The following is a 22,421-nucleotide window of genomic DNA, read 5'->3' as shown; positions in this document are numbered from 1 at the left end:
CTTCTACAACAGGAAACAACAAGGTTGTATTGAAAATCCATTCTGTATAAAGGTTAAATAGGAAAATAAGAATAATAGTTAATCAACTAACTATTGTGGTTTTGCTTTTTGAGCTATGGCAAGGTATAAAAAAAAAAAAAGAAAAGTTAAAAAAAATCATGAGATGAGAATATTTTAATGATTAGACAAATACAAAAAACACTATTCTACAAAATTGTAAAATAGTGTTTTAAAGTCTTTTTTAGGTCTTAAACAACTTCTACCTCACATCAAAAACGCTACAAAAACTTTTGAATATAGGAAATTTGGTAAGCTCTAGTTTTTCTCCAATTTCTAATAACTTTTTGTATTCTACTTGGGAGAGTAGAGGAGTGGTTGTAATTTTTTCTTCTTCTAAAAATAGAAGCACTAGAAATTTAACCAACACATAAGGAGCATTTAAAGCATCATTTTTCCAGTTTTGACTTACTGATTTTTCTTCGTGTAGATGTTGCCAAAGGAGTTCATTTTGTTGAAGAGAAGAATACATAGCTGTTTTTATAGCCTCATAAAAACCATTTTCCCAACGTCCGAAATCTTTAATTAGTTGTTTTAAAGCTGCCAAAAGTGGGTCGTTCGTACGAAACGCATTCTCTTGACGAGAGAGCATACGAGCTTTTTTAGTAAGGCTAAGTTCTTCAAACAAACTTATACTTCCATTGGCAAGTGCAATTGCAATAGAGGGAGCAAGCAGAGTAAGAGCAAAGAAATCTTTTTCATCTAGGGGACGAATTTCTGTATAAGTAGAAAAAAAACTACTTCTCAGAGTATCTAATGGCTCTCTGACAGATTTGTTTTGTAGGAGTATGGAAAGTTCACTCTCGTTTAGCATCTGTAAATTAATTGATAATGGAAAATAGAGAATTAACAATGAATTACCTTGAAAATAAGCTATTTAACTTTACTTACCATTTTCATCATTATCTTTTTTATCGTCTTTATTTTTTCTACCAAAAACAGATAAATGCACATAACGCTGTGGATGTTCTCTCAAATCAATTAATAGCCTGTCTAAATCAGATACAGTATAATTGAGTTGTTGGTACAGCGAATCGCTATGAATGAGTTTTCCCAAAGAACCATCAGCATTATTGATAGCTTGTGTAGTTTTGTTGAGTTCTGCCAAAAGCTCATTACTTTTCTTACTAATTTCTCCTACTTCTAGTTCATTAAGAGAATTGGCAAAATTATCTAGTTTAGCAATTATGGGTTTAAATTGTGCTTCTGTATCTTTCAAAGAAGCTGTAAGAGCAGCTAAATTAGCTGTAATGTTACGAAGCTGTTGGCGATTGTCTGCCAAAATTCCATTTATGCTTGCTGTTGTCATTTTAGTATTCTCTAATATTTCTCCAACAGTTCCACTCATCGCTTCATATTGTACCAACATATTTTTCAAGACTAAAGCTGTTGAGTCTATGTTTTTGGCAAGTGGGTCAGCTTTTTCAGCAATCAAGTCTGTCAAACCTAATTCTACCCCCCCTTTGAGGGTATCTCCAGATTCTAGTTCTTTACCTTTTCCAAGAGTAAGATTAATCTGTTTTCCTCCTAAAAGACCTCCGTCAGCAAGCATAGATTGAGAGCCTTCTCTTACACTAATGTCTTTTTTTATCTTTAGCGTAACAAGTAGTTTATTGCCTTGCTCTGGTAGAAGTTCAATTTTATCAACACGTCCTACGGCATATCCATTAATAATAACTTGATTGGATACTGTCAGACCATCTATATCATCATAGAAAGTATAAAAGGTATTGTCTCTGCTAAAAAAATCACGTCCTTTTAAAAAATTGAAACCTAGATACAACATTGCGCCAGCCACTACTACAAGCAAACCGACTTTAAATTCTTTGGATATGTTTTTCACAAAAAATGGAATTTTATGATATAATGTTAAAAAAATAGACTTTTAGGTTCTTCCTAAATCAAATCTGCTTACAAAACGTTTCTTTTCTAGTTTTGTTTTGTACGGATAAAAATGGTTAGTATGAGAAGTACAGACTATTCTCTGACTTACTTACAAATTTAGAAGTTAAATAATAGAATGAAAATTATTTTAAACAAATTTAGCCTTCTATTTTTTCTACCTTTGTTGTCTGATAGTACAAACATCCATCTTGAACCTATAAAAAGAGAGAATAAAGTTATGATTTTGAGTATAGAGAGTTCTATTCATATTTGCTCGGTCGCTCTTCACGACACAGAAGGCAATTTGCTTGCCCTACACGAACTTCATGAGCAAAGAAAACAAGCCGAACGCCTTACACTTTTGGTGGAAGCTGTTTTGAAAACTGCACAAGCCAAATTTTCAGACTTAAAGGCTATTGCTGTTGGTTCGGGAGCAGGTTCTTATACTGGACTTCGCATAGGTGTTTCAACGGCAAAAGGACTTTGTACTGGACTTGATATTCCTCTTATTGGTATTCCGTCGCTAAAAGCGTGGGCTGCTTCGCTGAGAAGTTTGGCTAAAGATTTAAAAAATCAGACACAAGATAAAAATGAATATCTTCTTTGTCCTCTGATGGATGCTCGTAGAATGGAAGTTTTTACAGCAATTTTTGATACTGATTTGAATTATGTCTTAAATGAGACAGCCTTAGTTATTGATGAGAATAGCTTTAAAAAAGAACTTGCTTCAAATAAAATTTTGTTTTTTGGAGATAATGAGGAAAAGTTACAAAAGTGTAAAGCATTAATCAATCATGAAAATGCGATATTCATTTCTGAGAAACTTTCTTCAGCAAGAGAAGTTGGAAAACTTGCCATTGAGAAGTATAAAAATCAGGAGTTTGAAGACTTGGCATATTTTGAGCCTAACTATGGAAAAGAATTTTATACGACAGCTAAAAAGCAGTTTCCAATAACCAGTAATCAGTAATCAGTTTTGCTATTTTTTAAGCTAATGAAAAAAAATCTTTCTATTTTTCTTGTGTTTTTATTTCTCATGGGGTTAGTTTCTTGTGTGCCTACAAAATATCTTTCCTCTAATGAAAAATTGCTCTATAATCAGAAAATAGAGGGAACTAAAAAAGTAGATGAAGATGAACTATCAGTGTATTATCGTCAGCAGCCCAACAGACGAATTTTGTACCTACCCATTACACCCTATCTCTATTTTTATTATTTGGGGAAAAGTAATTATACTCCACAAGATTCTTTAGAGTTTATCAGAGAAAAAGAAGAACTAGAACTCAAATACGACAAAAAATTGGCAGAGTATGAGAATGCGACTAGCCAAAAAGAAATAAATAAGCGAAACCGAATTAGAAATAAATATGAGAAAAAACTCCTCAAAGCAAATGATAAAATAGAAAATGGAAACTGGTTTATGCGTTCGTTGGGAGAAGAACCAGCTATTTTTGATACTACACTTATGCAACAGACAGCCGACCAGATGAGTTTGGCTCTAAAGCAAAAAGGCTATTTTTCAAGTACAGTTATCCCAAAAATCTCTTATCATAGACAAGATTCTCAAAAAGTGATTGTTACCTATAAGGTACACGAAGGCAAAGCACAAATTATACGAGATATAGACTATCAGATAGAAGATTCTACTATCAGAAAAATTGTATTTTCAGATACTACTAACCGACTTTTCAACCGAAACGATAGGTATAATGAGTCAGTTTTAGCAGCCGAGCGAGAGCGCATTACTACTCATTTGCGTAGCAATGGATATTTTGACTTTACCAAACAGTTTGTATTCTTTGATGTAGATTCTCTTATTCAAGATGCTCCCTATCAGTCAGATATTACGATTGCTATTGAAAATCCATTACCAACTCTGACACAAAAAAACAGAAAACATAAGCGTTTTATAGTAGATTCTGTAAAAGTAATTATTGATGGAAATGCTTTTGGTGTTGTTAAAACTAAACCTAAATACTCAAAATATGACAGTATAAAATATTTAGAATACGAGCAAAATTATTCGAAAAGAGTTCTGAATACTAAAATTCAGCTCCGTCCAAATCGTTATTACAATCAAGAACACGAAGCTGAAACACAGCGTTCGCTCACACAGCTGAATATGTTTCGCTTTGTTAATATGCGACATGATACTACTGGAGGAAAATTTGTAACAACCATTTATGCCAACTCGCATACAAAATACAATCTCTCTTTGGAGGGGGGAGTAGCAATAAATGTAGCGCAAATCATTCCAGGTCCTTTCTTTAGTGTGTCTTTACTCAACCGAAATATTTTTGGAGGGGGAGAACTTTTAGAGTTTAACGGACGTGGAGCAATAGAATATCAAGCTGCTATTCAAGGATTACAAGTAGATTTGAATCAAGCCCTTCGAACCCAGCAGTTCAACTTTAGCACGAATCTTACTTTGCCTCAATTTGTATTTCCATTTTCTAAAAGAATACAACAACGTTTTGGGAAATATAATGCTAGAACACGGTTTCAAATAGGTTTTTCCAACACCGACCGACCCGAATATACACGTACAAATGCACAGTTTGCCATGCGTTATAATTGGAACAAAATTCCTTTCAAAACCTATCAAATTGATGCTATTGATGTACTGATTACCAACACTACACGTATTAATCCTAATTTTTTAGAAAACTTGGAAGAACTGGCAGCCAATGGTAATAATCTTATCTTCAACTTTAGCCGTTCGCTTACCACCACCGTTGGAGGAAGCTATACCTACAACGATAACTTATACGAAAGAAGAGTAGCTCGTTATTTCAGACAATTTGCCGAGTATGGAGGTTCTTTTTTGAGCTTAAATAATAGAAATGTTATTGATTCAACTGAAATATTGAGCGACACGCTTACTTTTTATCGTTTTTTCAGAACAGATACAGATTTTAGATACTACAAACCTGTAGGAAAGAAAAGCATTTTAGCATATCGTGCCAGACTGGGAATTGCCAAACCATTTGGTAGAGAAAGTATATTGCCTTATGAAAGGTATTTTTTTGTAGGAGGAGGCAATAGTTTGAGAGCTTGGCGACCACGAAGACTTGGGCCTGGTTCATACTCTCCACGTCTTGCTAATGGAGATTATGATACTCGTTTCGAACAACCGGGAGAACTATTAGTAGAGCTTTCAGTAGAATGGCGTAGGGACTTGATGAAATATGTAGAAACAGCCATTTTTTTTGATGCAGGAAATGTGTGGATGATTTCAAATGATGATGCTCGCCCTGGTTCGGAGTTTGAACTTAATCGTTTTTGGAAAGAAATTGCACTCAATACAGGTGTAGGACTTCGACTAGATTTTTCTTTCTTAATTGTACGTGCTGATATAGGAATACGTATGTATGACCCTACACTTCCCCTTTCAGACAGATGGGTAGGTAACAATGTTTTTCGCCGACCTTTTCAAAATTCTGCTGTCAATATTGCTATTGGTTATCCTTTCTGATAAAAAATAAGTCTGTTAAAAATAAATTTTCAATGACTAAAGTTATTCTTTAAATTTAGGTCTAACTAATTTCTAAACTCAACTACTTTCTGTACTAATGAAAAATATTAATTTACACTCTTTATCTTTTATAGTTCTGCTTACTTTTTCTACTGGATTATTGTTTTCTTGTGGAGAAAAAAATAAAAACCAAACTTCTGAATCTACTTCAAATGATTCTATTTCTACTGAAACTACAAAAGAAACAGTAGAAACAATCAATCCAACAGAAGAATATCGCACTTTCGTAGCTACTTTAGATACTACACAAATGTCTTCTTCTAAAGAGGCAGCCGAAAAATTTCAAGAACTTTATTCAAATGCAACTCCAGAACAGGCTGATGAAGGTTTTTTAGTCTTTAATAATCTTTATAATTCCCTACTTATTAATCTAGGAGAACAACACTTTCAAGACACTGAAAAGACAGGAGATTACGAAAAATATTATTCTATTGCAGGAATTTACAACGGTTATAATGATGGAAAAGATGCTTCTCCAGAAATGTTAGCGTACAATAAAGAGCTTGCTAGTCATGGTTTTGGAATTGGAATGGAAGAAGGCTCAACCTATTTTCTACAAAATAGAGACTTTTTGAAGGGATATTTTTATGATAGAGTTTCTCCTGCTATGAAAGAGTATTTGGTTCAAAAAAATAAGGAAGCCAAAGAAGTTTTTGCTAGTGATGGAGGACTTATTATTTCTCCAACTCGTTTGGCAGAACGTGTGGTATGGGCAGAAAAATTTATGAAAGAAAATCCTAATTTTCATCCTTCATTAAACGAAGTTATAGAATTGGATAAGAAAATGTATTTCAATGCGTTAGTTTTTGGAATGGACAATACGCCTCTTTTTGATTATCAGACCAAAGAAATAGACCCAGAATTTGAAAAGGCATATCAAATAGTTACGAGTAGCTATTCAGATACAGAAACTGCTGCTATTATAAAGCCTTATTATGAAGCTATCAAAAATAACAATAAAGCAAAGCAGCAAGAGATAATAGAAAAGTTACGCAAGGAGGGGGAAATTTATAATTACTAATACGCTTTCAAAATGAAAATTAGAACTCTTATTGTTTTTGTGGCTTATTTTGCTTACTCTCATTTTGTGAATGCCCAAATAGACTCTACAAAAACAAGCCTATATTTAAAATGTGCAAATGAAATTCTCATAAGCTATCCAAAAGATATAGACACCACTAAAATTACTTTTGAGGTAGAAGGAGGAAAAGTAATTAACAATTCAGTTTCTAAAATTATTATTATTCCTACTTCTGCCAAATCTACATTATATGTTTTATATAATGGAAAAGAGCTTTTTAGGCAGAAATATCATGTAAAGTTAGTTCCCAAACCTGAAATAAAATGTGTTTTGACAAAAGATAAATTTCCTAAAAGATTGCGAATCGATATAGAACCTGATAAAGACTTCCTAAAAAATTGCCCTTTAGATTCTCGTTATAGTATTGATTTTACAGCAATTTTAGTAAGAGATAATGAGGTAGTAATAAGCGAGCTATTTACCGAAAAGAAACAGCAACTTACTCAACAAGAGTGGTTTACAATAAGAGAGCTATTTAAGCAAAACCCTACTGCAAAATGGAAAATAATCATTGAGAGATTTACTCCAAAACAAATGAATTTTAGAGGAAGCATCCACTATACGTGCTATCCTGCAATTCATAGTTATGATTATGGTATCGAATCTTTTGAAAGATAAATAGTAAGAAAGTGGATTAAGAAAGACTATTCTTAAACGCTTCAAAAAGCTCTAAAAGGCGAATATCTCCACTTGTAGAAGCAAGTGGTTCGGCAGCTACATCTCTTGAAAAAGTAGGGCGATAAGAATAACCTCCAGTAATGCTGTCTTTTCTTTCGTAAAAATAAATACTAGGAATGTTGTTGGTATAAGTGTTTTTATCGAAAAATAAAGGCGAAAGATTCAGTATTTCATTTTCTAAATTGGTCTGTTTGGTAATACAAACAGAATGACTATCTGTATAAAAATTCAGAGGTTCTTTTTTGATTTGTCCAGACTGATTGGTGTCAGAAAAAAGATGGTTTAAAGAATGAACAAAGTTGGCGTCTCTGTTTTTGAGTTTAATTACACGAATACTTCTAATAGAAATTAGTTCATATTTGGCTAGAAATGCAAGTTGTTCCAAAATCGTAGTCAGATGATTTTCAGCTTCTAAGCAGTTTTCTTCTACCTTTTCAATGTTCCAAGTGGCAGCCTGTGTACGCCAGTTTTGATAAAGACTTTCTAAAGAAAGATACGCATTTTTAAAGTTATCTTGTTCAAATTCTTTTTTCCAAGTTGTTAGTTCTGAAATGTAGGGTGTTTTCCCATTTTGCAAAAATATTTCTACTACTTCTTCTATTAAAGGTAAATAAATGGAAGGTGTAGGGTTATCAATTTCTTTGAAAAGTGATTGAAATGTACTTGAAATGGGAATATTACTTTTTACCTTCTCGTCCCAAAGCTCTGCCAAAAGAAGATAGCAGATATAACGCATTGTAGAAAAATAGGTACGCAAAATCTGATTGATTCTACCCAAATTGCGTTCTTGTTCGGAAGGCGAAGGCGCAAAGAGACGTTTGAGTTCTTCAGCAATAAACAAAGGAAAATAACGCACAATCTGATTTGCCTTTTGTGTGAGTTGAAGGTTTTCACTATAATTTGTATCTCCTTCATCATCTTCAAAATAGGCACTTAGTTCGTCTTCTGCAAACGGATTTTCGATGTCTAAATCGTTTTCTATCACAGTTCCGATTTGAATATTTCGATATTTTGCCACAGCATAAAAAACAGGCAAAATAATATTTCGGTTGAGCTGCGTAGAAGGAACAACTGTATTTGAGTTATTTTTAGCAAAAATAAGCTCTTGCACCAAATTCGTATTGGCTTGACGAGGTTGTGGAAAACCTTTTGAAGTTAGATTTTTCTCTAATTGTAGGTAAATATCACGCAGAGCAAGTTCTGTTTTGCGAATATTGATTCCATTCTCTAAAATGTTGATTAATTCGCTTGTAAATGCTGAATATTCTTCTGCTGGAGGATATTTTGAAGGGGTATTTTTCTTTGAAGATGCTAGTACATAGAAATTCGTTTTGCGAAATTGCTCAAAGGCTTTTTCACTAAAACAAGCATCTAAAATCAAAACTACCAAAAGTCTCTCTTTCTGAATAACACGATTGATAGCATCAATAGAAACACCAGTAAAAAAAATATCTTCTACTTTACTTTCACTCGTACTCAAATACAGATTGAAATCTTCATCTAAAATTCCATGTCCAGAGTAATAAATTACCAAACTCTTCGAAGCATTTTGAGCAGCCGTTTTGATGACTTTCAAAATCTCTTGTGGCTGCCCTGCATTATGAAGGGTAGTAATATTTTCTTTGTTGATTCCAACTGTAGAAGATGCCAGTACTTTTTCTAAAGTATCAACATTTGTTTTTGCAGCAGGCAGGTCGTGCAGCGACTCATCAGCATCATACTTGCTAATGCCCACCAAAACGGCTTGTGTTTTTGCTGCATCAATTAACCTCATTTATATCAATTATGAATTATGTAATAATCAGCGTAGCTAATTAAAAATTAAAAATTACGAATAAAGAATAGCTTCGAATACATTATTTCAAAATATCAGACAAATCTCTTATTAGTTCGGCAGATTGGTCGTTGAGTTGTTTGGCATTTACTTTTAGTTTTGTTCCGTCTGGTTTTTCAAGCTCTACGGTTATTTCTTCTCCTCTTTTCGTTTGTCCTCTTTGATTGAACCATGTCTGAAGAGCTTTTACCATCTGAACCACAGCAGGCGCACCCAAAACAACTGCCAAAGTAGCTTCCATAGCTCCACCAGCTTCATCTTCTTTTAAAGCAGCACGTTCTTGATTTATTTTCTGATAATCAAAATCTTCGTCGTTTTCTAACCAATTTTTTAGGTTTTTGGCTTCTTGGCTGCTTTGTTCGTCTGCCAAAACGTGTATCTTTAGTGTCTTCATAATAGAATATTTTTAGAGAAAAGATTTAAAACGCAATATATAAAAAAAGAATGTGTTTAGATAGGCTATTTTTAGTAAACTACATAAATATAAAAGTCAAATTCTTATGTTTTGTTAATCTATGATGGTAATTAACTCGGCTAAGTAACCAATTTTGTAAAAAATCGTTACTGTCTTGAATTATTCAATCAGAATCCTCAAAACTCAATAAAAATTTATGCGTTTAAGAAACGGTCAAGTAGCTCCTCTTTTTGCTTTAGAAGATGTGTATGGTAGAAATATTGATTTATCTTCTTATAAGAGCAAAAATAAAAAAATACTCATTTCATTTTTTAGAAATGTAGCTTGCCCTTTTTGTAATTTTAGAATACATCAACTTACTAGAAAAAATAAAAATTGGAAAGATAAACTAGAAATGATTTTTTTCTTAGAATCTAAAAAGGAAGTGGTATTACGTAGTATATTCCATCAAGAGGTTTCTCCTATTCCAATTATTAGTGATGAAAAAAGGATAATGTATCAAAAATATGGTGTAGAAAATTCAATATTCAAGTTTTTAGGAACAATGCTTTCTGCTGAAAGAAGAGCTACCTTCAATAAAGCTAAAGAAATGGGTTTAGGTATAGAAACAGACGAAAAAACAATAACAACCATTCCAGCAGATTTTTTATTAGATGAGAATCTAAATATAGTAGAAGCCTATTATGGTAACAATGCTTCCGACCACTTGCCATTTGAAAAAATAGAAGCCATTTTGTAAAAAGTAGTGTGATTTTTGCCACTTAATAGCTAGTATTTTTAATAATTTACCCCTGTTTTATTTTTTAAACTTAATTCCCTTTTATAATCATGTCTCAACGTTTAGAAGCTGGACAAACTGCTCCCCTATTTTCTGTAGTCGATGTTTTTGATAGAGAAATCAACTTATCTGATTATCAAAAGAAAGGTAAAAAGATATTAGTTTCTTTTTTTAGAAATGTAGCGTGTCCATTTTGTAATTTTAGGATTCATCAACTAACAATGAAGAATGATGCGTGGAAAGATAAGCTAGAAATGATTTTCTTTTTGGAAGCTCAAAAAGACGTTGTTTTGAAAAGTTCTTTTCACAGAGGGGTTTCTCCTATTCCTATTATAGCTGATTTTGAGCGAAAAACGTATTCAGAATATGGCACAGAGGTTTCTACCGAAAAATTCAATGCCACTATAAATTCAGCAAAACAAATGGCAATACACGCCAAATTAGTGGAAAAAGGATATGAAATAGACTCTAAAGAAACTCAAATACATTCTATTCCAGCCGATTTTTTGTTAGATGAAAACCTAACTATCATAAAGGCACATTATGGAAAAGATATTCCAGACCATTTACCTTTTGAGGAAATAGAACAATTTATTTCCGAATAAAAAGATAGCATCTGTTTTTTCAAGAAAGACCATTTTTCAATTTTATAATTGAAAAATGGTCTTTTTTAGTATTTACTTTCCAATACAGAACTTTCCGAAGATATTTCCCAAGATTTCATCATTCGATACTTCACCTGTAATAGAACCTAAGTGTTCTAAGGCTGTGCGTAAGTCTAGGGAAAGTAAATCGCCTGTTAGTCCCATTTCTAGTGCATTCAGCACATCAACTAGAGCCAATTTTGCACCTCTTAGACTTTCATAATGTCGTGTGTTGGTAACAAGTGTATCTCCTGCATTGAAATCATCGGCTTGGATAGCTTCTAAAATTTTGCTTTTGAGCTTTTCAATATCTTCTCTGCTAGTTGTGTTGTTGGCTTGCGTAAAAATGGTATTTGTATTTTCTATCCATTTTTGTAATTCATCTTTCCACTCAAAGCTACTTTCATTATTGATTTTATTCCAAAAATCAGCCTTATTCAAGACAAAAAGCGTGTTTATACCTAAATTTTCAACTTCCTTTATTTCTTCAAAAAACTCTGCCTTAGAAATATTTTGATGAAAAAGCTCTGATAAATCAATTACATATAAAATGAGAGAGGCTTCGTTCATCTTTTTTCTTGCTCGTTCTACTCCAATAGATTCTACTTTGTCATCAGTCTGGCGAAGCCCTGCCGTATCTATAAAACGGAAAGCAATTCCTTCAATGCTGATTTCATCCTCTATAAAATCTCGTGTTGTGCCTGCAATATCAGAAACAATGGCTTTTTCCTCATTCAGCAGTGCATTCAAAAGTGTAGATTTTCCTGCATTGGGTCTGCCTGCAATTACTGTCGGAACACCGTTTTTTATAGCATTTCCAAGTTCAAATGAACTCAAAAGCTGTTCTACCACCTCTTGAACAGTCTTTACAAGAGAAATAAGTTTGTCTCTTTCTGCAAACTCTACATCTTCCTCTCCAAAATCTAATTCTAACTCTATCAGAGAAACAAAATCTAAAAGCTGCTGACGAAGTTCTTTGATTTGATTGGAAAATCCACCACGAAGCTGTGAAATAGCTACTTGATGAGAAGCTGCCGAATCTGCTGCAATCAAATCTGCTACGGCTTCGGCTTGTGCCAAATCAAAACGACCATTGATAAAGGCACGCTGTGTAAACTCTCCAGCTTTAGCATAACGTACAGGCGAATTATCTAAAAAATTTTGAATAATTCGTTTGACAATAAAAGGCGAACCGTGGCAAGAAATTTCAACTACATTTTCCTTTGTAAATGAATGAGGAGCTTTGAAAATGGTAACTACGACTTCATCTAAAATTTCATTTTGAGGGCTTCTTATTGTTCCAAAATGAACAGTATGACTTTTCTGTTCTAAAAGATTCTTTCCCTTAAAAAATTGCTGCGTGTGTAAAATGGCATCTTCTCCAGAAAGACGAACAAGTGCAATTGCACCACGTCCAGCAGGCGTAGAAAGGGCAATAATAGTATCTGAAAAGTCGGTAAACATAAATTAATTAATAATGAAAAATTAGCTACGCTGAACTAGCGTTTGAAAGTGGACAATTAAAATAAAAACACCTCATCATTCGAAATTGTAAGTGTGCTTTACAATTAGCTTAACTGTTATTATACAAAAACAAATCGTTTTACTGATGACTACTAACTGATTACTGTCCTGCAGCCTTAACAATATCTACAATGATAGGTTTCAAACCACTTCTAAAAAACTCTACTGCCACTACCATCACGATAAGTCCCATTATTCGCATCAAAATTTTGTTTCCTGTTTCCCCAAGCATTTTTGAAATTCTAGAAGAAGCCCATAGGGTAAGAAAGGTAATCAGACAGATAATAAACATAACACTTATCAAAACAATTTTTTCATTAATGCTTTGAGCCTCTTGCATCATGACAATAGAGTTAGTAATTGCCCCCGGTCCACAAATCATCGGAATAGCAAGTGGTGTGATAGAAATATCAGTAACATAACTTTTTACGGACTCTTCTTCTATCTTGGTACGGATGAGGCGAGCTTGTAGCATATCATAACCCATCATAAAAAAAATAATTCCACCCACTACACGAAAAGCATCAGCAGAGATTCCGAAAAAATCAAACAAAAGCTGACCTGAAAAAGCAAAAGCAATCATCGTAAAAAATGCCGTAATGAGGGCTTTTCTTGCTGTGGCTGTACGGTCGGCATCACTTAGGTCAGCCGTCATGGTCATAAAGACAGGCATTACTCCCAAAGGATTGATGATAGTAAAATAAGTAGTAAAACAGAGCAGTCCAAATTTGATTAATTCTTCCATTTGTTCTTTATTAGTAACTTAAGTTTATTTCAATTTTAAGGACGCAAAAGTACGAATAAGATATGAGAAACTGAACCCTTTCACGAAAACTTCACAAATCAGGATTGAAAGCATTTTTAAGTCTCAATAAAGACTTATCTTTTATTCTTTTTGTATTTGTTCTACCTTTGCTAGATGGAAGAACAAAGTTTTTATTTTTTTTCTTGGCAGGATATAAAATTTCTACAATCAGAACTACTTTTAGTAGTTGCTTGGGTGTTGGCTTTTTGTGGGTTGCTGCTGCCTAAAAAGATAAGTTCTACTTTTGTACCATTGACTTGTAGCATTGCTTTTTTAGCAAATATCTTTGTCCTTATTTTTTTTACTGACATTGCTACGCCAGTTAAGACAACTTTTTTTTGGAACGACCTTTTTTACCAAAACAGACTGACGCATTATCTAAAAATACTAACTTCTGTTTCAGCAATTTTAGCGATTTGGATTCAGCTTTCTCATAAAAAAGACCTTTCTGAATGGTTTGTGGTCTTGTTAGGAGGTGTTTTGAGCGCACAATTTTTAGTGGTTTCAGCCAATATTTTTGGAGTGTACATAAGCCTAGAAATGCTTTCTATTTGTGGTTATTTGCTAGTATCTTTCTCTGATAAAGGGAAAGAGAAACTAATAGCTTCATCTTTCAATTATTTGGCGTTTGGTGCTGTGAGTGCAGCTTGTTTGCTCTATGGATTTTCGTGGTGGTATGGTGTAAGTGGGTCATTTTCTATTCCTCAAATTTTTGAAACCACTTTAACAAACACTGATAAAAGTATTTTTTTAATTGGTTTTGTTTTGATAGGAATTGGATTTTTATTCAAACTCGCAGCCATTCCTCTTCATTTTTGGATAAGCGAAGTTTATAAAAACTCTTCTGCTGGAACAGTCTTTTTTTTAGCTACTATTCCGAAAATTGTAGCGAGTGGAGTTTTGTTTTTTGTGTTAAGTCAGTCTATTCATTTATCCAAAGACTTGCAAGAAATTGTATTTTCTGCTCTTTCTCTACTAGGTGTTTTATCAGCTATTTTTGGAGGTTTTTTAGCTATTCAACAGAGTAGCTTTAAATGTTTTTTTGCCTATTCAGGAGTTGCTCAAGTTGGATTTCTTCTACTACTTTTAGTTTATAATTTTAAATACGCTACTATTTCAGAAAATGGACTTCTACTATTTTGGGTTTTCTACATTATATCAAATGCTATTATATGGAAATTTTGTGCAGAATTAGAAAATGATGATAATTTTTTAATTAAAGACCTCAATAAATTACCAATTTCCTCTAAGTTGCTCCTTTCTCTTGCCTCACTGTCTTTAGCTGGCTTTCCTCCTTTGGGTGGCTTTTTAGTAAAAATCGTCGTAATTTTTATTGCTTTTCAGAATTATCAAAATGAAGTGAGTTCAGTATTCTTACTTTCTCTGATTGGCGTAGGGATTGCTACCTTGATAGGTTTCTTTTATTACCTCAAAGTGCCTTATCTCTTGTTTTTGAAATCGTCTGCTTCTAAAACACAAAACAACCTTCCCATAATTAGACTTTCTACTTCAACTCTTTTCATTTCAGCTGTATTGATTTTACTCAATATTGGATTAGTAGTTTTTGCTCTTCGCTGGTTCTAATTTTTTATTACTTTTTTTTATAAAAATTTGTATTTCTATGAGAATCGGTCTAATTTAAGTGTTCCATAATCCTATTCTCTATTCATTTTTTGCTTCTTCTTTTTTAATATAGAAAAGTTCCATTCAAATATGCTACTCCAAAAAAAATCTTTTCTGCTTGCTTCTATTTTTAGTGTATTTATTTTTACGTTGTATTTTTTTCCTCTCTATCAAACGGTAGCTCAAAACCTAGAAACTCAATATAAAGCAGCTGTAAACAAATATCGTCCTGATAAAGCAGGAAGATTGGCTTTTGAGATTGGCAAAGGAAAATACAGGCAAGGAAATACAGATGAAGCCATCAGCTATCTTAATCAAGCTGTTAAGCATTCAGCTACTGTCAAAGATTATGAAAACTTAGGAAAAACCTATGCCTCTTTGGCTGAAATTTATAAAAATCAGAAGAATTATGAGCAAGCCGTTTTTAATTATAAAAAGGCTTCAAAATCTTATGAACTATTAGGAGATAGAAAAAAGGCTGCTCTTTATCATTATTTGGAGGGCAATGTTTATGCTCAAATGAAGAGATATGATGCAGCTATTGAAGTGTATAAAACGACAATTCGTTCTGCCAACAATGCCAATGCCACGCAACTTGTTTTACAAATTACAGAAGATTTAGCAAAAATCTATAGAATAAAAGGAGATACTAAAAATGCCAATTTGTATGCTAACATCAAAGAAGAAATAAAAGACGAGGCGCAAGATGTAATAGCACTAGAAGAAAGAAAAGATGAAGTATTGATAGATACCTTATCTGTCTCAAAAACAGAAAAAGAGGAGAAGAAAAAAGAAGCTGAAAAAATAGCACAAGAGCAGAAAGTAAAAACACTTAGTATAGAAGAACTTTTAGAGCGAAGTACATTTGAGTCAGATAGTTTGGAACGTTTGCATACAGAATCTTTGGCAGCAAGGGAAGCAGATAAAAAGCTCTTTATGTATGTTGTTGGAGGAGTAGCCTTTTTTGCTGTAATTCTCATAATTTTTATTATTATTCAGAGTAATACAGTGAGGGCTAAGAAAAAAGCCAACCGAGAACTTGCTTCTGCCAACCAAGAACTAGCGTCCAAAAATGAAGAAATTGAAAGTCAAAAGGAAATTATAGAACAAGAAAAAGAGCGTTCGGAAGCTCTATTACTTAATATTTTACCAAAAGAAATAGCTGAAGAACTCAAACGTAATCCGAACTTGCCTCCACGTTCTTACGACCAAGTGAGTGTTATTTTTACAGACTTTAAAGGCTTTACACAAGTTGCTGAAGAACTAACTCCTGAGGAACTCATCGACGAGCTTGCTGAGTGTTTTTCAGAATTTGATTCTATTTGTGAAAAATGGAATTTGGAGCGTATCAAAACGATGGGAGATGCTTATATGTGTGCTGGAGGTATTCCAACTACAAATTATACGAATCCTGTCGATGCTGTGAGCGCAGCTATGGAAATGCAAGAAGTCATTGAGCAACTCAAACAAAAGAAAATGCTACAAGGAAAGCCGTATTTCGAAATGCGTTTAGGAATCCATACAGGACCTGTTGTAGCTGGTGTAGTTGGGAAAAAACGCTTTGCTTATGACATTTGGGGCGATACTGTAAATTTGGCAGCCCGAATGGAATCTAGTGGGGAGGTTGGAAGAGTAAATATTTCTGAATACACATATTCACTTGTTAGGGATTATTTTTTCTGTTCGTATCGTGGAAAAATAGAAGCCAAAAATAAAGGCGAAGTAGATATGTACTTTGTTGTTTCTAAGTTTTAAAAGTCTTATTGTAATTAATAAAAAAACTATCCTAAAAATCATTCATCAACATGAAAAAAAGATATCTTGTTCTCATTGCTTCACTGATTGTGTTGCTTTTTGTGCCTTATGATTGGGGGAAAGCACAAAACTATAACCGTCGTCAAGTAATTTCAAAGATTAGGAACTATGATGCCAAGCGAAAACGTGCCTTAAAAAATGGAGACTACAAAACAGTCATTAGTCTAAGCTGGCAAATTGCAGATAGTTATCATCTTATCAAGCAAGATGGTTTGATGACACGTTATTATGAAAGAGCTATCTATACTGCTGAAAAAAATAATGATAAACTTTTAAAAGCCAAAAGCCACGAACGATTAGGCGACAAATATAAAATGCCAGATTATTTTACCAAAAAAAATAATCAATATAGAGAAGCAGCCGAACTCTACAATGAACTAAATGAATCCAAAAAAGAAGGAGAAGTTTTGCGTAAAATTGTCAAAATTACGCACAAGGAAAGAGATTATGAAAACCTCATTCCGACTGCCGAAACGCTACTTTCAAAACCAGATGTTTTCGAAATTACTCGCCAAGATAGAATAAATCTTTCTACTGTACTGATAGAGGCACACACAAAACAAGGGAGCGAAGAAAAAGTAAAACTCTTTGAACTCATGTGGGATAAAGCTCAAAGCGAAAAGCCAGACCCACGAGACAAAAAAAGAGAGCTAGAAGAAGCAATGAAAATAGACCCTATGCTTTTATCGCAAAGAGAATTAGAGTTTTTAAGAACTCAAAAAAAAGAACTGACCTTGGATATTGACTCTCAAAAATATGTTATTGAAAGGCAAGGACTAGAACTTCAACTCAAAAATCTTGATTTGAAAATGAAAGAATCTGAGCGTCAGAAACAAGAAGCCATTGCTAAAGAGCAACAAGCCGAAGCGCAAGCGCAAAAAGCTGAAGCACAAGCACAAAAAGCACGAAACAATCAGTTTCTCATCGGACTTATTGGTGGTGGAATCGTTCTTCTTATTTCTGTAGTAGCCTTTATTCAAAAATTTAATAGTAATAGAAAACTTAGTTCGAAAAACAAGGAAATAGAACTAGAGCGCCAAAAATCAGATACGCTTTTACTCAATATTTTGCCAGAAGAAACAGCACAAGAACTCAAAGAAACAGGACATGCTCAACCACAATCTTACGACCTAGTAACGGTTATGTTTACTGATTTCAAAGGTTTTACGCAGATTTCTGAAAAATTATCACCAGAAGATCTCGTCAAAAAATTAGAGTACTGTTTTACAGAGTTTGATAAAATTTGTGATAAATACGATCTTGAAAAAATCAAAACTATAGGTGATGCCTATATGTGTGCAGGAGGGATTCCAGTGGCTAACAGTTCCAATCCAAAAGATGCTGTAAGAGCAGGTTTAGAGATGCAACAGTTTATGAAAGATTGGAAATCTTACCAAGAAAAAATAGGTGAACCAACTTTTGAACTTCGTTTGGGAATTCATACAGGTTCGGTAGTGGCTGGTGTGATTGGTAAAAATAAATTTGCCTACGACATTTGGGGCGATGCCGTAAACCTTGCAGCAAGAATGGAGTCTAGTGGAGAAGTTGGAAAGGTAAATATCTCTGAAACCACATACCATCATGTAAAAAATGATTTTGAGTGTGAATACAGAGGGAAAATTACAGCAAAGAATAAAGGGGAAATTGATATGTATTTCGTTCAGTCGTCAGTAACCAGTAATCAGTAATCAGTATTTTGATGCTTTAGTTATGATAGAGAATAGAAGCCTAGTGTATGATAAAGCCTATCCTTTTGCTATCAGAATAGTAAAGGCTTTTGAGTTTTTGAAAGAGCAGAAAAAAGAGTATGTACTTTCAAAGCAATTATTACGCTCTGGAACTTCTATTGGAGCAAATATTATAGAAGCTAATGGAGCAATTTCTGATGATGATTTTTCTGCCAAAATGAGCATTGCTTATAAAGAATGTTTAGAAACTAAATACTGGCTGAGTTTACTAAAAGATACAGGTTATATAGACGAAAATACATACGAGAGTATGTACAAACAAGCCGATGAAATCGGCAAAATGCTTTTCGCAATTTTAAGAAAAACGAGAATAAACAAACGTAAAATAAGTCAGAAAAAGTAGTAGTATATAAAGTAAATACTACAAAATCGTATTTACTGATTACTGATTACTGATTACTGATTACTGATATTATGAAGAAGCTGAAAGTAAGTACAGGAATTTTTTGGGTAGAAGTGCCAGAAGCAAATGTTTTTATGCTTTGTGGTTGTCCTGCTGATGCTGTCAAACATTTGAAAAAACGTGGGCTTATCGAAACGATTGATAAAAAGATAGGAAAAAATATTGTTTCTTATGAATCAGGACCCAACTGTATTTTGCTTTCAGAAGTCTTGATGCAGAACGGTAGCTTTTCGAATTTGATAGAATTTCCTGCTATGCAGATGCTCTATTTGCAAGGAATGGTCATTCCGAATCATCCGAATAATACAGGCATCCGTCCCATGATTATCGGAACAGAAGAGCAGATAGAAGCACAAATGAAATATTTTTATCGTGGAAATTATGGCTTAATTAATAAAGAAGAATATGAAGCAGCAGGAGTAAGAGGAGAAGATTTTGAGCAAATGATGCGAATAAAACTCAATTTTGCCTTTGGAAAAATAAACCCATCTGATGCTCTTTTAGACAAGCGAATTATCGAAGAAAATGAAAATTCAGAACAAGAAAACACAAAAACAGAAATTCGAAACGGAGTTTTTATAGAAAGAAAAGGATTTAATATTTATGAGATTAGTTATAAAGAGGAAAGCGTAGAAGTAAATCTAAATTTGGGAGCAGAAGACCGTTATGAAGCTCCTTATCAGTTGGGGTATCACTATCTGAATAGAGAATATTTTGCTGTGGTACATTCTGGAGAAGGTGATGGCTGGGATATTAATCGTCCTTGTATGGCGAGCATTGTTATTTTTCAAGGAAAGATATTTTTAGTAGATGCAGGTCCCAATATTCTGACAAGTCTGAATTATTTAGGAATTAGCGTCAATGAGATTGAGGGAATTTTCCATACCCACGCTCACGACGACCATTTTGCAGGGCTTACTACACTCATCCGAACCGACAGACGTTTTAAATATTACGCCACACCACTTGTTCGTGCTGCCGTTACCAAAAAATTGGCTGCCTTGATGTCTATTGAGGAAAGCAATTTTAAAAACTTTTTTGATGTCTGTGATTTGGAATTTGACACATGGAACGATGTAGATGGCTTGGAGGTAATGCCATTGTATTCGCCTCACCCTGTCGAAACGAATTTATTTTATTTTAGAGCCAAATGGAAAGATGCCTACAAAGTTTATGGACATTTAGCTGATGTAGTTTCGTTTGATGTTTTCAAAAAAATGACGGAACGAGACGACAATTTGCAAGTTTCTAATGAGTGGTACGACAAAATCACGCAAAACTACCTTATTCCTACCGACCTCAAAAAAATTGATATTGGTGGAGGAATGATTCACGGACAAGCCGAAGATTATCGAAAAGATGAATCTAAAAAAATAGTTTTGGCACACACGCACAAACCACTCACTTTCAAAGAACGAGAAATTGGTTCATCGGCAGCCTTCGGAATGATTGATAAACTTATTCCTGCTAGTCATGATTATCTCTTTGATTTTGCGAGCAAATACATTCAATTTTATTTTCCTAGCGCTCCACAGCACGAAGTCAATTATTTGCTCAACCATTCGGTAAGGCACTTCAACGCAGGAACAATTCTTTTCAAAAAAGGACACAATAGCGAATATGTGTATTTGCTTCTCACAGGTTCGGTGGAATTTATAGATTCCAAACGAGGCAACCAACACGTTTTGCCAGCAGGTTCTCTCATTGGTTTTTATTCGGGGTATTTGGGTGGAAAAGCTCTTGAAACCTACCGAGCAGCCAGTAATATTACTGTTATTCAGATTCCTCTACAATCGTATCACGATTTTGTGGATAGAAATGATTTGTATAGCGAACTCAAACGAGTAGAGAAAAATATTTTGTTTTTAGAAAATACATGGCTCTTTGGCGAGGTGGTTTCTTTTCCTATTCTAACACGCATTGCCAAAGCAATGACCCAAACTGAAGGACAAGATTTCTCTCAAAAATACATTCTCTATCTGATAGCAGAAGGCAGCGTAACTCTCAAACGGAATGGTAAAAAAGTAGAAACGCTACAAAAAGGCGATTTCTTCGGAGCAAACGACATCTTGAATGCTGAAAACTGGGAAGAAAACACCGAAAAATACAGCATTTCTATCTCAAAAGATACTTCTCTTTTCGCCATAGCAGCCGATTTGATACAAGAAATTCCTGTCGTCTATTGGAAAGTTATTGAAACGTATGAGAAGAGGTTTAGGAGGGGGTAGATAAATATTTTGGTAATCCACTAACACATTTTAAATTTAATGAATACTGTTCAAAAAGGAGATAAGTTTGAAAACGTGTCCTATGAAATTGTTAGAAACATTATTGATAGTGGTTCTCTAGGAATAAGTCCTAATTCTTGTAAAATTTATCAGAAAAAAGGTTATTATTCTAAAGATAGAGAAGGAAACATAATCTTTGATATTTCAGTAGAGGTATTTTTTGGCAATCAACAGGAGTATTATTTTCTTTTCTTGATTGAGTGTAAAGATTATTCTACTAAAAATATTCCTGTCGATGATATAGAAGAATTTATAAATAAGACAAAACAAGTAGCAGGGGTTAATGTCAAAGGAGTTTTTATGACAACAAGAAAACTTAGTCAAGGAGCTTATAATGTTGCTAAAAATAAGGGTTTAATGATTATACATGTAAATCCAGAAATTAGTTACAATGTAGTTTTGAATAAAAAAAACGCAACTCAAGGTCTTGATAAAAAAAAGAATGGGAAAACCTCTATAGATGACTTGGCTAAAACTTTAGAGGAGCAAATAATAAAATCTTATATAAAGAGGTACAGGGATAAAATAAAAGATAATGAAGGATGAAATACAAATAAAAAAATTGACAGAGGATATATTAAGAAAATTTGCTTACTCATTTCTAATAGGTGTAAAGCAATTAGATATGAAACTCCTAATTGCAAACTTATATAAGAATTTTAGACTAAAAACTAAGTATATATCTGACATAAACAATAAGATAGAAAGTGAAATATTGGGCAAATACGATTTGAATAATAGAACAATATATGTAAGTGCTAAAGAATATGTATCTCAAAGAGGTTTCTTCATAATTGCTCATGAAATAGGACATTTTTTTCTTCATAGTGAACTAATGATGGAACAGAAGGAATATGACAGTTTGAAAGACAATGAAGACAACTACAAAATATTTGATTATATATTCGAGGATAAAGGAAATTGGATTGAATGGCAGGCAAATTATTTTGCTTTAAACTTAATAATTCCTAGTGTTGCTTTATTTGAACAATTTGAAAAAGCAAAGTCTGAAATCAATTTAAGTTCTAACATATTATATGTTGATGAACAGACTTGTAATCAAGAGAGCTTTGCATATATCGTGAGCAAACTTTCAATTTTTTTTCAAACAACTAAGGTAAGCGTAATATATAAGTTACATTCAGAAGGTTACATCAAGTTTGGGTATAAAACTAAATCTTTAAAGAGTGTAATGAAGAGTTATTATCCGAATATGTTTGATATTTAATCCCCCCATCTGGCGCAAGGTTCTACCCCTTATCTTGTCCCATAAAACTTTGAATTTTGGCTATTGTTTTGCGCTGTTCTT

Annotated in this window: 19 protein-coding genes; 13 read left to right on the top strand and 6 right to left on the bottom strand. The window is 33.5% G+C overall.

Annotated features, from left to right (window positions below; all coding sequences use genetic code 11):
- Positions 1-259 precede the first annotated feature (259 nt).
- Both QZ659_RS06930 and QZ659_RS06925 read right to left on the bottom strand, forming a co-directional pair.
- Positions 260-871 (bottom strand): hypothetical protein, encoded by a 612-nt coding sequence (locus QZ659_RS06930; RefSeq protein ID WP_291723977.1) that lies wholly within the window; start codon positions 869-871, stop codon positions 260-262.
- 69 nt (positions 872-940) lie between these two features.
- Positions 941-1,900, bottom strand: a complete 960-nt coding sequence (locus QZ659_RS06925; protein WP_291723974.1) for an MlaD family protein — start codon at positions 1,898-1,900, stop codon at positions 941-943.
- A 279-nt stretch (positions 1,901-2,179) separates the two neighbouring features.
- Here QZ659_RS06925 and tsaB point away from each other — a divergent pair, with 279 nt between their 5' ends.
- From tsaB to QZ659_RS06905, 4 genes are all read left to right on the top strand, one after another.
- A complete protein-coding gene (gene tsaB, locus QZ659_RS06920) occupies positions 2,180-2,911 on the top strand; it encodes a tRNA (adenosine(37)-N6)-threonylcarbamoyltransferase complex dimerization subunit type 1 TsaB (RefSeq protein ID WP_291723970.1) in 732 nt (243 codons plus the stop codon).
- A gap of 24 nt (positions 2,912-2,935) precedes the next feature.
- Positions 2,936-5,416 (top strand): BamA/TamA family outer membrane protein, encoded by a 2,481-nt coding sequence (locus QZ659_RS06915; RefSeq protein ID WP_291723967.1) that lies wholly within the window; start codon positions 2,936-2,938, stop codon positions 5,414-5,416.
- Positions 5,417-5,513: 97 nt separating this feature from the next.
- Positions 5,514-6,497: a hypothetical protein gene (locus tag QZ659_RS06910; RefSeq protein ID WP_291723965.1), complete on the top strand. Its 984-nt coding sequence runs from the start codon at positions 5,514-5,516 to the stop codon at positions 6,495-6,497.
- Positions 6,498-6,509: 12 nt separating this feature from the next.
- A complete protein-coding gene (locus QZ659_RS06905; RefSeq protein WP_291723962.1) occupies positions 6,510-7,175 on the top strand; it encodes a GldM family protein in 666 nt (221 codons plus the stop codon).
- A 16-nt stretch (positions 7,176-7,191) separates the two neighbouring features.
- On the opposite strand, the gene QZ659_RS06900 is transcribed toward QZ659_RS06905, so the two are convergent.
- Together QZ659_RS06900 and QZ659_RS06895 are read right to left on the bottom strand one after the other, a co-directional pair.
- The gene (locus tag QZ659_RS06900; protein ID WP_291723959.1) at positions 7,192-9,009 is read right to left on the bottom strand and encodes a caspase family protein; all 1,818 of its coding nucleotides are present in this window, start codon (positions 9,007-9,009) and stop codon (positions 7,192-7,194) included.
- Positions 9,010-9,091: 82 nt separating this feature from the next.
- Positions 9,092-9,463 carry an effector-associated constant component EACC1 gene (locus tag QZ659_RS06895; protein ID WP_291723957.1) on the bottom strand — a complete coding sequence of 124 codons (372 nt, stop codon included), beginning with the start codon at positions 9,461-9,463 and terminating at the stop codon, positions 9,092-9,094.
- Between the two features lie 217 nt (positions 9,464-9,680).
- Between QZ659_RS06895 and QZ659_RS06890 the strand changes: the two genes are divergently transcribed.
- Complete coding sequence (locus QZ659_RS06890) at positions 9,681-10,223, top strand: redoxin domain-containing protein (protein WP_291723954.1); 543 nt, start codon at positions 9,681-9,683, stop codon at positions 10,221-10,223.
- An 89-nt stretch (positions 10,224-10,312) separates the two neighbouring features.
- A complete protein-coding gene (locus tag QZ659_RS06885) occupies positions 10,313-10,867 on the top strand; it encodes a redoxin domain-containing protein (RefSeq protein WP_291723952.1) in 555 nt (184 codons plus the stop codon).
- Positions 10,868-10,939: 72 nt separating this feature from the next.
- Here QZ659_RS06885 and mnmE read toward each other — a convergent pair whose 3' ends face one another.
- Complete coding sequence (gene mnmE, locus QZ659_RS06880) at positions 10,940-12,370, bottom strand: tRNA uridine-5-carboxymethylaminomethyl(34) synthesis GTPase MnmE (RefSeq protein ID WP_291723949.1); 1,431 nt, start codon at positions 12,368-12,370, stop codon at positions 10,940-10,942.
- 160 nt (positions 12,371-12,530) lie between these two features.
- Entirely contained in the window at positions 12,531-13,175 is a 645-nt protein-coding gene (locus tag QZ659_RS06875) for a MarC family protein (RefSeq protein WP_291723946.1), read from the bottom strand.
- 174 nt (positions 13,176-13,349) lie between these two features.
- On the opposite strand from QZ659_RS06875, the gene QZ659_RS06870 reads away from it, so the two are divergent.
- The 7 genes from QZ659_RS06870 (at position 13,350) to QZ659_RS06840 (ending at position 22,340) form a co-directional block, all read left to right on the top strand.
- Positions 13,350-14,819: an NADH-quinone oxidoreductase subunit N gene (locus tag QZ659_RS06870; RefSeq protein ID WP_291723942.1), complete on the top strand. Its 1,470-nt coding sequence runs from the start codon at positions 13,350-13,352 to the stop codon at positions 14,817-14,819.
- A gap of 129 nt (positions 14,820-14,948) precedes the next feature.
- Entirely contained in the window at positions 14,949-16,613 is a 1,665-nt protein-coding gene (locus tag QZ659_RS06865) for an adenylate/guanylate cyclase domain-containing protein (protein ID WP_291723939.1), read from the top strand.
- Positions 16,614-16,663: 50 nt separating this feature from the next.
- On the top strand, positions 16,664-18,361 hold the full coding sequence (locus QZ659_RS06860; protein ID WP_291723936.1) for an adenylate/guanylate cyclase domain-containing protein: 1,698 nt from the start codon (positions 16,664-16,666) through the stop codon (positions 18,359-18,361).
- A 22-nt stretch (positions 18,362-18,383) separates the two neighbouring features.
- Entirely contained in the window at positions 18,384-18,764 is a 381-nt protein-coding gene (locus QZ659_RS06855) for a four helix bundle protein (RefSeq protein WP_291723934.1), read from the top strand.
- A gap of 71 nt (positions 18,765-18,835) precedes the next feature.
- Positions 18,836-21,052, top strand: coding sequence for a cyclic nucleotide-binding domain-containing protein (locus QZ659_RS06850; RefSeq protein WP_291723932.1), 2,217 nt, complete (start codon positions 18,836-18,838; stop codon positions 21,050-21,052).
- A gap of 39 nt (positions 21,053-21,091) precedes the next feature.
- Positions 21,092-21,658 carry a restriction endonuclease gene (locus QZ659_RS06845; protein WP_291723930.1) on the top strand — a complete coding sequence of 189 codons (567 nt, stop codon included), beginning with the start codon at positions 21,092-21,094 and terminating at the stop codon, positions 21,656-21,658.
- Positions 21,648-22,340: an ImmA/IrrE family metallo-endopeptidase gene (locus QZ659_RS06840; protein WP_291723927.1), complete on the top strand. Its 693-nt coding sequence runs from the start codon at positions 21,648-21,650 to the stop codon at positions 22,338-22,340. The genes QZ659_RS06845 and QZ659_RS06840 overlap by 11 nt, the downstream gene beginning before the upstream one ends.
- The last annotated feature ends 81 nt before the right edge of the window (positions 22,341-22,421 follow it).

Origin of the sequence: Bernardetia sp. (genome assembly GCF_020630935.1) — a bacterium.
Lineage (GTDB): Bacteria > Bacteroidota > Bacteroidia > Cytophagales > Bernardetiaceae > Bernardetia.
The sequence above is the reverse complement of the archived record's forward strand: the minus strand, read 5'-3'. Positions and strand labels throughout refer to the sequence as shown.